At 73.7% G+C, this 10,673-nt stretch carries 9 protein-coding genes; 4 read left to right on the forward strand and 5 right to left on the reverse strand.

Annotation, left to right across the window (positions count from 1 at the left end):
- Positions 1-47 precede the first annotated feature (47 nt).
- The 3 genes from ACFWEJ_RS22625 to ACFWEJ_RS22635 all read right to left on the reverse strand — a co-directional run bounded on the left by ACFWEJ_RS22625 (position 48) and on the right by ACFWEJ_RS22635 (position 3,357).
- Complete coding sequence (locus tag ACFWEJ_RS22625; protein WP_377231435.1) at positions 48-1,388, reverse strand: ABC transporter substrate-binding protein; 1,341 nt, start codon at positions 1,386-1,388, stop codon at positions 48-50.
- 85 nt (positions 1,389-1,473) lie between these two features.
- Positions 1,474-2,403, reverse strand: a complete 930-nt coding sequence (locus ACFWEJ_RS22630) for a carbohydrate ABC transporter permease (RefSeq protein WP_377231436.1) — start codon at positions 2,401-2,403, stop codon at positions 1,474-1,476.
- A 3-nt stretch (positions 2,404-2,406) separates the two neighbouring features.
- Positions 2,407-3,357, reverse strand: a complete 951-nt coding sequence (locus tag ACFWEJ_RS22635; protein ID WP_377231437.1) for a carbohydrate ABC transporter permease — start codon at positions 3,355-3,357, stop codon at positions 2,407-2,409.
- Positions 3,358-3,454: 97 nt separating this feature from the next.
- On the opposite strand from ACFWEJ_RS22635, the gene ACFWEJ_RS22640 reads away from it, so the two are divergent.
- Entirely contained in the window at positions 3,455-4,525 is a 1,071-nt protein-coding gene (locus tag ACFWEJ_RS22640) for a LacI family DNA-binding transcriptional regulator (protein ID WP_377231438.1), read from the forward strand.
- Between the two features lie 292 nt (positions 4,526-4,817).
- Complete coding sequence (locus ACFWEJ_RS22645) at positions 4,818-5,576, forward strand: phosphatase PAP2 family protein (protein ID WP_377231439.1); 759 nt, start codon at positions 4,818-4,820, stop codon at positions 5,574-5,576.
- 25 nt (positions 5,577-5,601) lie between these two features.
- Here the strand turns inward: ACFWEJ_RS22645 and ACFWEJ_RS22650 are convergent, their stop codons facing one another.
- Positions 5,602-7,212, reverse strand: a complete 1,611-nt coding sequence (locus ACFWEJ_RS22650) for a glycerol-3-phosphate dehydrogenase/oxidase (protein ID WP_377231440.1) — start codon at positions 7,210-7,212, stop codon at positions 5,602-5,604.
- A 60-nt stretch (positions 7,213-7,272) separates the two neighbouring features.
- The gene (locus ACFWEJ_RS22655; RefSeq protein WP_377231441.1) at positions 7,273-7,881 is read right to left on the reverse strand and encodes a TetR/AcrR family transcriptional regulator; all 609 of its coding nucleotides are present in this window, start codon (positions 7,879-7,881) and stop codon (positions 7,273-7,275) included.
- Between the two features lie 90 nt (positions 7,882-7,971).
- Between ACFWEJ_RS22655 and ACFWEJ_RS22660 the strand changes: the two genes are divergently transcribed.
- Positions 7,972-9,591, forward strand: coding sequence for an FAD-binding oxidoreductase (locus ACFWEJ_RS22660; protein WP_377231442.1), 1,620 nt, complete (start codon positions 7,972-7,974; stop codon positions 9,589-9,591).
- Between the two features lie 9 nt (positions 9,592-9,600).
- Entirely contained in the window at positions 9,601-10,617 is a 1,017-nt protein-coding gene (locus tag ACFWEJ_RS22665; RefSeq protein WP_377231443.1) for a diacylglycerol kinase family protein, read from the forward strand.
- Positions 10,618-10,673: the final 56 nt, after the last annotated feature.

Raw genomic sequence — 10,673 nt, forward strand, 5'->3', positions numbered from 1 at the left:
CAGGCGGGGGAAGGCCCCCGCCGTCGTCCCGGTCGCTCAGCCGCGGCTCACTCGGAGACGGTGAAGCCCTGCTCGTTGCCGTACTTGACGATCGACTCCTGCCAGGCGGCCAGGCCGTCGGTCAGCGGGGTCGAGCCGGTGTAGGCCTGGCCCACCGTGTCGGGGAAGATGCTGTTGGCGTAGACCTGGTAGGGCAGGTACTGCCAGCCGGGGACGACGCCGGTGGCCGATGCCGAGAGCACCTCGTTGATCTTCTGCCCGCCGAAGTACTCGGACTCCTCGGCGAGGAACTTCTCGTCGGTGAGGTCGGCGAGCGTCGCCGGGAAGTTGCCGCCCTCCAGGCGGGTGGCCACGCCGTCGCCGGCGTTCGCGTACTGCAGGAAGCCGTAGGCCAGCGCCTTCTTGTCGCTCGCCTCGGTGATCGACAGCGCGGAGCCGCCGTTCTCGGCCGTCGCGGTCTCGCCGGCCGTCCACTGCGGCATCGGCGCGACGCGCCAGTCGCCGGACGCCGGGGCGGCGCCGGACTCCAGGTTCGCGGGCATCCAGGCGCCCGTCACCAGGGCCGCGATCTCGCCGCTGCCCAGGCCCTGGAACCACTCGTCGGACCAGGCCGGCACGTCGGCGACGAGGTCGTCGTCGAGCAGCTGCTGCCAGGTCTCGGCGAACTTCGTCGAGCCCTCGTCGCCGAGGTCCACGGTCACGTCGGTGCCGTCCACCGCGAACGGGTGGCCGCCGGCCTGCCAGATCATCGACGTCGCGAAGCCGGCGTCGCCGTTGTCCGCGGTGATGTACGTGTTCGGGTCGGACTCGTGGATCTTCTTGGCGGCGTCGACGAACTCGTCCCAGGTGGCCGGCACCTCGACGCCGGCCTTCTCGAACGTCTTCGCGTTGTAGAACAGCGCCATGGGGCCGGAGTCCATCGGCAGGCCGTACACGGCGTCACCGCTGGTCACGGCGCCCCACGGGCCGGGGGAGTAGGTGCCGTCGAGGTCGCTCGCGCCGTAGGGCGCGAGGTCGGCCAGCGACTCGCCGATGGAGAACTGCGGCAGGGCGTAGTACTCCATCTGCGCGACGTCGGGCACACCCGAGCCGGCGCTGATCGCGTTCTGCAGGGCCACGTAGTGGTCGTTGCCGGTACCGACGTTCGCCAGCTCGACGTTCACGTTCGGGTACTCGGCCTCGAAGTCCTTGACGACCTGGTCCAGCGTGGGCTCCCAGGCCCAGACCAGCAGGTCGCCGCCCTCCTCGAGGGCCGCGGAGACGTCCTCGGGGGAGACGGTCTCCGCGGCGTCGCCGCCGTCGGACCCCGAACCGCACGCGGTCAGGGTGAGCGCCAGGGTGCTCGCCGCGGCGAGCACGCCCAGGGCGCGGTGGTGGCGGATGGTCATGGTGGTTCCTCTCACTTCATCGTCAGTCGGATCTGTCCGGGGGAAGGTTCTGGGGAGCCGGGCGGCGCGAGCCGCGCGGCTCGGGTCACTCCTTGACGCTGCCGGCGGCCAGACCCGACTGCCAGTAGCGCTGCAGGAGCAGGAAGGCCACGATCAGCGGCAGGATCGTCAGGAGCGAGCCGGCGATGACGAGGTTGAAGATGGCCTCGCCGCCCGCCGTCGTCGCCTGCGCGTTCCACGCGTTCAGGCCCAGGGTCAGCGGGTACCAGTCCGGGTCGCGCAGCATGATCAGCGGCAGGAAGTAGTTGTTCCACGTCGCCACCACGGTGAACAGCAGCACCGTGACGATGCCGGGCGCCATCATCGGCAGGCACACCTGGAAGAAGGTGCGCGCCTCGCTGGCGCCGTCGATCCGGGCGGCCTCCATGATCTCGTCGGGCACGGCGTCGGCCGCGAAGGTCCACATGAGGTAGAGCCCGAACGGCGAGATCAGCGACGGGATGATCACGGACCAGGGCGTGTTGGTCAGGCCGAGGTTGGCGAACATGAGGAACGTGGGGACCGCCAGGGCGGTGCCGGGCACGGCGACGGCGCCGATGACGACGGCGAACACGGCGCGCTTGCCGGGGAAGTTGAACTTGGCCAGGCCGTAGCCGCCGAGCAGGGCCAGCAGTGTGGCACCGCCCGCGCCGACCACCACGTAGAGCAGCGTGTTCAGGAACCAGCGCCCGAAGACGCCGCCGTCGTAGGTCAGGACGCCCTTGATGTTGTCCCACAGGGCGAAGTCGCCGCTGAACCACAGGCCGAACGAGCTGAACAGGTCGGGCTGCGTCTTGGTCGCGTTGATCAGCAGCCACACCAGCGGGATCAGCGCGTACAGGCCGATCAGGGCGGTCAGCACCGTCAGCAGGATGCTGCGCGTGGGCCGGGCGTGCGACGTGCGGCGGTTGTTGCGCAGGCGCGGAGGGGACTTGCGGGGGCGCACGGTGGGCGCGGACATCAGGACGTTCGTCATGGCTCAGGCCTCCTTGCGCATGCCGCGCAGCTGCACCACGTAGGCCACGAGCATCGTGAGCACGCCCATGATGATCGCCACCGTGGCCGAGTAGTTGTACTGCTGGCCGGAGAAGGACAGCGAGTAGGCGTACAGGTTCGGGGTGTAGTGCGTCGAGATGTAGTTGGGCGACAGCGGCTGCAGGATGCTCGGCTCGTTGAAGAGCTGGAACGAGCCGATGATCGAGAAGATCGTCGCGACCACGAGGGCGCCCCGGATCGCGGGCAGCTTGATCGCCGAGATCACCCGCCACGGGCCGGCGCCGTCGATCTCGGCCGCCTCGTACAGCGAGGCGGGGACCACGCGCAGCGCCGAGTAGAAGATCAGCATGTTGTAGCCGACGAACTCCCAGGTCACGATGTTGCCGATCGCCGGCAGCACCAGCGCGGAGGCCAGCGGGTCGGGGATGCTCGTGCCGAGCAGGTCGTTGACGTTGCCGACGAGGCCGAACCGCTCGCCGTACATGAAGCCCCACATCAGGGCGGCGACGACGCCGGGCACCGCGTACGGCAGGAAGATCGTCAGGCGGAAGAAGTCACGCCCGTACAGGCGGCCGCTGTCGATCGCGAGGGCGACCAGCAGCGAGATGCCGAGCATCACCGGCACCTGGACCAGCAGGAACAAGGTCACGCGCCCCGCGCCGTCCCAGAACTGGGGGTCGCTGAGCACCCGGGCGTAGTTGTCGAATCCTACGAAGGACGTGCCGCCCACGAGCTGCGTCTGGAACAGGCTCAACCAGAGCGAGTAGACGATCGGCGCGAGGAAGACCAGGGCGAACACGGCCATGAAGGGTCCGACGAACCCCCAGCCGGTCCAGCGGGAGCGGCGTCGTGCCCGCCCCAGGGTCTTGGGCACGGCCGGCGGCGATGCGAGCGTGGTCAAGGGAAGTCGCTCCTTCACGAGTGGGGTCAGCATGTCGTCGTGTTGACGTAAACATGGTGACGCGGACTAGGGTGCTCGTGAGTTGCCGGAGGTGTCAAGCGCACACCGGTGCGAGGCACATCACGAGGAGGTGGATGCCGTGGAGGGCAGAGGTCCGTCCCTGGGCGATGTCGCGGTGCTGGCGGGAGTGTCGACCCAGACCGTGTCCCGGGTGTCGATGGGGCTCGACAACGTGCGTCCCGCGACGCGGGACAAGGTGCTCGCCGCGATGGCGCAGCTCGGCTACGCCCCCAACACCGCGGCCCGCGCGCTGCGGTACGGGAGCTTCCGGACCATCGGCATGATCGCGCACGGGCTCGCCCGGACCGGCGAGTCGCGCACCATCGAGGCGGTGGTCGAGGCGGCGCGCACCGAGGGCTACACGGTCACGCTGATCGACGTCGAGAACCCGTCGTCCGACGTGGTCTCCGCCGCGGCGACCCGGCTCTCCCACCAGGCCATCGACGGTCTGGTGATCGTCCGGGCCGAGACCGTCACGCCCGACCGGCTCGCGCTGCCGTCCCGGCTGCCCGTGGTGGTGTCGGACTCGCGGTTCGTGGGCCACCACCCCGCCGTCGGCGCGGACCAGGTGGACGGCGCCCGGCAGGCCACCCAGCACCTCCTGGACCTGGGGCACCGCACGGTGCACCACGTGCGGGGGCCGGCCGGGTCCGCGCCCGCGCAGCTCCGCGAGGAGTCCTGGCGCGCCACGCTCGTCGCGGCCGGCCGTTCCGTCCCCGCGGTGGTCCCGGGGGACTGGACGGCGGGTTCGGGGTACGACGCCGGACGCCGCCTCGCCGCGGACCCCGAGGTCACCGCGGTGTTCTGCGCCAACGACGAGATGGCCGCGGGTGTGCTCCGCGCGCTGCACGAGGCCGGCCGCACCGTGCCCGGCGACGTGTCCGTGGTGGGGTTCGACGGCATCCTGCTCGCCGAGTACCTCTGGCCGCCGCTGACCACGGTGGTGCAGGACTTCGGCGAGATCGGCCGGCGCCTGGTGGCCCGGCTGCTGCGCGAGGTCCGGGCCGGCGCGGGGGGTCCCGGCGCCGACGCCGCTGACGGCGCCGCTGATGACGCCGCCGACGACGAGGGCGCCGACCTGCACGAGGTGGTGCCGGTGGAGCTCAAGGTCCGCGGGAGCACGGCGCCGCCGCGCGCCTGAGCTGGACCGGCGGGTGAACGTGGGGGTGACGCTCGGCACGTCCGTCGTCGTCCGGGCCGCCGCGGGGCGGGCGGTCGGGACCGGCCGCGGCGCGCCGGCGTCGTCGGGCCGCGTGCGCCTGGCCTGGGACGCTGTCCCAGGCGGACGGTATACGGTCACCTCTGGGTCGGTGTGACCGTTCCGGGATCGTTACCCGGGGCCCTCGCCGGACACGTCTCCGGCACCGAACATTCACCCCGAAACCCGTAGGATCGGCTCGATGGCGCAATCAGACGGCAGGGGTGTTACCCGAGTGGAGTCACAAACGACAGGGGCTCTGCTCGACCCGTCGACCCGTCCGACCTGGCGCAGCTCCGTCGTCGCCGCCGTCATCGCCGTGCTGGTCTTCGCGCTCTGCATCTGGCAGGTCGTCGTCCGCGGGCCGTTCATCGCCTGGGACTGGCAGTTCCACTACTACGTGGACTCCCACCACCCCGTGGGCTGGGAGAAGATGTTTCTCGACGTCGTCGCGAGCATCACGGGCGAGCGCATGTTCACCATCCCGATGGTGGGCGGCACCGCCCTGTACGTCGCCCGCAAGCAGGGCGGTCCGGGCTCGCTCTGGGAGATCTGCACGCGCCGCCCGGTGCTCGCCGTGCTGGCGGGCCTCGCGACCATCGCGCTGATCGGCTACGGCACCAAGTTCGGCCTGGGCCGTACGGGCCCGCACCACAACATGGACGTGCTGCACGCCGGCGGCCAGGCGTTCCCGTCGGGGCACGCGGCGAACACGTTCTTCACCGGCTTCTTCATCCTGTGCCTGCTGTTCACCCAGAACGGCCTCTACCCGAGCGTGTCCCGGCTGCGCAAGATGATCCCCGTGGTGGCCGTGATCGTGATGATCGCGGGCGCCCTCATGTCCTGGCTGGACTACCACTGGCTGAGCGACATCCCGGGCGGCTGGCTGCTCGGGTTCATCGCCTGCATGGTGGCGCTCTCCGTGCTGCGCGCCCCGCGCCGGGAACGAGAACCCGCGCCCGCGCCGCCGGGTACGCCCGCGCCCCCGGCCTAGCGCCGCGCCTGCGCGGCCGGGCGGCTCAGCGCCGCTTCAGCGCGTCCTCGACGATCTCGCCGACGACGTCGCGCACCGCGGCGCGGTCCGCCGGCACCAGTCCGATCCGGGTCCGGCGGTCCAGCACGTCGTCGGCGTCGAGCGCGCCCTCGTGGGTGACCGCCCACTCGACCTCGGCGCGCGTGACGTCCAGGTGCCCGGTGCCCGCGATGCCCTGCCCGACGGCGTCCGCCGCGCCCGGCAGTGTGGCGGCGGCCAGCACGTCGGGGGCCTCGGCGCCGTACCGGGCGACGAGGGCAGGGGCGAGGGGCGGGGCCCCGGCCGTCACAGCCTGCACGCCCGCCGGAGCCCCGACCGGCAGCGCCCGCAGCGGCGCCCCGACCAGCGGCAGGTCCGCCGTCCAGCACGGCCCGGCGGTGAGCCCAGCGTGCTTGACGGCCAGGTCGACGGCGTCCTCGGCCATGGTCCGGTAGGTCGTGAGCTTGCCGCCCAGCACGTTGACCGCGCCGGTCGACGGCGACACGTCGACCAGGTGCCGGCGGGAGATGTCCGCGGAACCGGTCAGCCCCGCGCCGTCGTCCGGCCCGGCCCGGTCCACCAGGGGCCGCAGCCCCGCGAAGGCGCCCACGACGTCGTCGGGCAGCAGGGGGCGGTCCAGCACGCGGGAGACCGTGGCCAGCAGGAAGTCGATCTCAGGCCGCGTGGGTTCGGGGACGTCGGGGACGGGGCCGGGCGCCTCCTCGTCGGTGAGGCCGATGATCACGCGCCCGAGCTGGGCCGGTAGGGCGAACACGAACCGGGAGGTGGATCCGGGCACCGGCACCATGAGCGCGCCCGCGGGGTCGCCCAGCCGCGCAGCGGGCACCACGACGTGCGTGCCGCGGCTCGGGCGCAGGCGCACCGACGGGTCGACGGTCCCGGCCCACACGCCCGTCGCGTTGACGACGACGCGGGCGTGCGCCGTCAGGGTGGCGCCGGTGCGGGTGTCCTGGAGCGTGACGCCTTCGGCACGCAGGTCCGTGGCCCGGACGCGCGTGAGGATCTTCGCCCCGCGCCCCGCCGCGGTGCGCGCCAGCGCGACGACCAGCCGTGCGTCGTCGACGAGCTGGCCGTCGTGCGCCACCCACGCCCCGTGCAGGTGCTCGCGGGCGACCGCCGGCACGAGCCGGGCGGCCTCGCCCGGCCGGGCCAGGCGCGGCGCGGGCAGCACGTCGGACGACGTCCCGGCGTCGCGCCGCAGCAGGTCGCCCAGCCCGAACCCGATGCCCGCCGTGATGCCCTGCCGCGGTCCCACGCCCTGGGTGAGCGGGAGCACCTGCGGCAGCGCCCGGACGAGGTGCGGAGCGGTGCGCGTCATCAGCACGTGCCGCTCGCGCGCGCTCTCGCGGGCCACGCCGACGTCGCCCGTGGCCAGGTACCGCAGGCCGCCGTGTGCCAGCTTGGAGCTCCACCGGGAGGTGCCCCACGCCAGGTCGTGCGCCTCGACGAGGGCGACGGACAGGCCGCGCGCCGCGGCGTCCAGCGCCACGCCGGCGCCGGTCACGCCGCCGCCGACCACGAGCAGGTCGACCGGCTCGGAGGAGAGCTCGTCGAGCTCGCGCTCGCGGCGCCGGGCGGTGAGGGCGGTGCGCTGCATCGGTCTGCTCCCGGTTCGGGTCGGGTTCTGGGGTGGCGGACGCCGGTGCGCGCGTCCGGGTCAGGGGCGGAGGTAGCCGTCCAGGGAGTGCGCGAGCTCGGCCCGCAGGGCGGCGTCGTCGATCACGGTGGTGACGGTCCGGTGCGAGAGCACCGCGGACTGGGAGATGAGCAGCACCATGACCGCCATGTCAGTGGCGGACCCGGCGCGGACCGTGCCGCCCTGCTGGGCCGCCACGACCGCGGCGGCGAGCCACTCGAGGATCACGCGCTGCGACCGGCCGATCCGCTCGAAGGCGTACCGCGTGAAGACCTCGGGCTCCTCGGTCAGGAGGTGCCCGTACACCGGGTCGGCCCGCAGCAGGTCGCCGAACCGCACCACCTTGTCGACGATCGTCGCCCGGTCGGCCGCCCGCGGGCCGACGGCGGTGATCACGAGCTGGGCGCGGTGCGCGAGCAGGGCGCGCAGCACGTCGTCGGCGGACTCCCAGCGGCGGTAGACCGTGGGCCGCGAGACGCCGGCCGCGCGGGCGAGCTCCGTGACGGACAGGCCGCGGGTGCCGCGCGTGGCGACGAGCCCGGCGGCGGCCTCCAGGAGGCGCGCCTCGGTGCGGTCGGGGGTTTCCGGGGCCGGCGACACTGCCTCCGGGGGTGCATTACGAATTGTCATCTTGTGTAACACTGTAACGCGACGCCGGACGGTGGCCAACACCAGCCGCCGTCGACCACGACATGGCAGTCGACCCGACCCGGAGGACGCGTGAGCACACAGCCCGACGACGAGCGCATCGACATGCGGTGGGACGGCTGGGGCGACCCGGCCCGCGCGCACGGACTCCCGGGCGGCGTGAAGCTCCTGCTCACGGCCGTGTTCGGGCGCACGCCCGCGCCGCCGCCCGGCCCGGACCTTGCCGACGTCACGATCAGCACCCCGCCCCTGCCCGCCGACGACGTCGCGGCGCTCGCCGCCGTCGTCGGCGCCGAGCACGTGGACACCGGCCACGACGTGCGGCTGCTGCACGCCGGCGGCAAGTCCACGCCGGACCTGCTGCGCCGCCGGGAGGCGGAGCAGGCGGCGCCGGGCGCCGTCGTGCGGCCGGGCTCGGAGGACGACGTCGCCGCAGTGCTGGCGGTCGCGGCCGAGCGCGGGCTCGCGATCGTGCCCTTCGGCGGCGGCACCGCCGTGACCGGCGGCCTGGCCCCGGACGCCGGGCCGCACCGGGGCGTGGTCAGCCTCGACCTGCGCCGGCTCACCGGCCTGGTCGCCCTGGACGACGTCTCCCACGAGGCGACCTTCCACGCGGGGACGACGGCGCCGGCCGCCGAGGCCGCGCTGGCCGGGCGGGGCTTCGAGCTGGGGCACTTCCCGCAGAGCTTCGAGTTCGCGACCCTCGGCGGGTTCGCCGCCATGCGGTCGTCGGGCCAGAACTCCGCCGGGTACGGGCGGTTCGACGCCATGGTGACCGGCCTGCGGGTCGTCACGCCCACGGGCACGCTCGACCTCGGCCGGGCGCCCGGCTCGGCGGCCGGCCCCGACCTGGTGCGCTGGTTCCTGGGCTCGGAGGGCGTGTTCGGCGTGATCACGCAGGTGCGCCTGCGCGTGCACCCCACGCCCGAGGCGCGGCTGTTCGACGCCTGGACCTTCCGCGACTTCGCCGCGGGCGCCGACGGCCTGCGCCGCGTGGCGCAGCTCGGCACGGGCCCCACGGTGATCCGGCTGTCCGACGAGGAGGAGACGGCTGTGTCCCTCGCCCAGGTCGGCAACATCGGCAAGGCGCTGACCCGGGGCTGCTCCGCCGTCGTCGTGCACGAGGGTCCCGCGGACCTCGCCGCCGCGCGCCGGGAGGCGACCACGCGCGTGCTGCGCGAGGCGGGCGGGCGGCCCGCTGCCGAGAAGCTGGCCGCGTCCTGGGACCACGGCCGGTTCCGGGCGCCGTACCTGCGCGACGCGCTGCTCGCCGCCGGCGTCTTCTGCGAGACGCTGGAGACCGCCACCACCTGGTCGAACCTGGCCGCGCTCAAGGCGGCCGTCACCGCCGCGCTGGCCGAGGGCTTCGACCGGGAGCACGCGAAGCACCGCATCCTGTGCCACATCTCGCACGTGTACCCGACGGGCGCGTCCCTCTACTTCACGGTGATCGCAGGGCTGGGCATCGACCCGCTGGAGCCGTGGGACCGGGTCAAGTCCGGCGTGAACGACGCCATCATGGCCGCGGGCGGCACCATCAGCCACCACCACGGCGTCGGCGCCGACCACGCGCCCTGGCTGGAGCAGGAGATCGGCGCGACGGGCTTGCGCATGCTCCGGGCGGTGCGGGCCGAGCTGGACCCGGCCGGGATCATGAACCCGGGCGCCCTGCTCGGAGACACCCTCGGGTAGGTTGCGGCCATGACTGAGCAGGTCGGGCACATCGCGGTGCTCGTCAATCCCGCCTCGGGCCACGGCGTCGGGGCGGACAGCGGGCACGTCGCCATCGAGCGCCTGCGGGCCCGGGGCGCCCACGTCAAGGTCTACCAGGGCGCGGACGAGCGCGAGACCGTCGCGCTCGGGCGACGGGCCGTCGACGAGCGTCCCGACGTCGTCGTCGTGGTGGGCGGCGACGGCACGGTCTCGTCGGTGCTGGGGCCCGTGCTCGCCTCGGGCATCCCGCTGGCCGTGATCCCCGGCGGCACGGGCAACGACCTCGCGCGCGAGCACGGCATCCCGCTGGACGACGCCGCGGCCGCCGCCGACCTCGCGCTCGACGGCGCGCGCCGCCAGGTCGACACGGGCACCGTCACGGCCGCCGACGGCACGGTGCGGCACTTCGTCACCGTGCTGTGCGCGGGCCTCGACTCGCGCACCAACGAGCGCACCAACCGCATGACGTGGCCGCGCGGGCCGGCGCGGTACCTCGCCGCCGTCTACCTCGAGTGGCTGCGGCTGCGGCGGTTCGGGTACCGGCTGGAGCTGACGGGGGAGGCCGCGGCTGGTGGGGCGGGGTCTGGTGCGGCCGGGCCTGCTGGGACGGAGCCTGCCGGGACGGGGCCTGCTGGGGTCGAGCCGGCCGGGGCACCGGCGTCGGGCCTGCGCGTGCTGGAGCAGGACGGGTACATGCTCGCGATCGGTCTGACCAGGACCTACGGCGGCGGCGTGCCGATCTGCCCCGGCGCGAACCCGGCCGACGGCCTGCTCGACGTCACGCTCGTCCAGGCGATGGGCCGGTTCCGGCTGCTCGCGTTCGACGCGCTCATCAAGGCCGGCACGCACGTCGAGCGGCCGGAGGTCACGACGCTGCGGGCGTCCGCCGTCCGCCTGGCGGCCCCGGCCGGCCTGGTCACGTACGCGGACGGCGAGCCGATGGGCCCGGTCCCGGTGACGGTCGAGGCCCGCCGCCGGTCCCTGACCCTCTGCGTCCCGGCCTGACGCCCGGGGGCGGCTGCCCCCATCCCCTTTGAGGCCCGGCTTTCTTCGCTTTGAGC

This window comes from Promicromonospora sp. NPDC060204 (assembly GCF_042728455.1).
Taxonomy (GTDB): domain Bacteria; phylum Actinomycetota; class Actinomycetes; order Actinomycetales; family Cellulomonadaceae; genus Promicromonospora.

Coding starts and splice junctions, on each gene's coding strand:
- ACFWEJ_RS22625 (WP_377231435.1), bottom strand. CDS start 1,388: ATGACCATCCGCCACCACCGCGCCCTGGGCGTGCTCGCCGCGGCGAGC.
- ACFWEJ_RS22630 (WP_377231436.1), bottom strand. CDS start 2,403: ATGACGAACGTCCTGATGTCCGCGCCCACCGTGCGCCCCCGCAAGTCC.
- ACFWEJ_RS22635 (WP_377231437.1), bottom strand. CDS start 3,357: ATGCTGACCCCACTCGTGAAGGAGCGACTTCCCTTGACCACGCTCGCA.
- ACFWEJ_RS22650 (WP_377231440.1), bottom strand. CDS start 7,212: ATGCAGCGCACCGCCCTCACCGCCCGGCGCCGCGAGCGCGAGCTCGAC.
- ACFWEJ_RS22655 (WP_377231441.1), bottom strand. CDS start 7,881: ATGACAATTCGTAATGCACCCCCGGAGGCAGTGTCGCCGGCCCCGGAA.
- ACFWEJ_RS22665 (WP_377231443.1), top strand. CDS start 9,601: ATGACTGAGCAGGTCGGGCACATCGCGGTGCTCGTCAATCCCGCCTCG.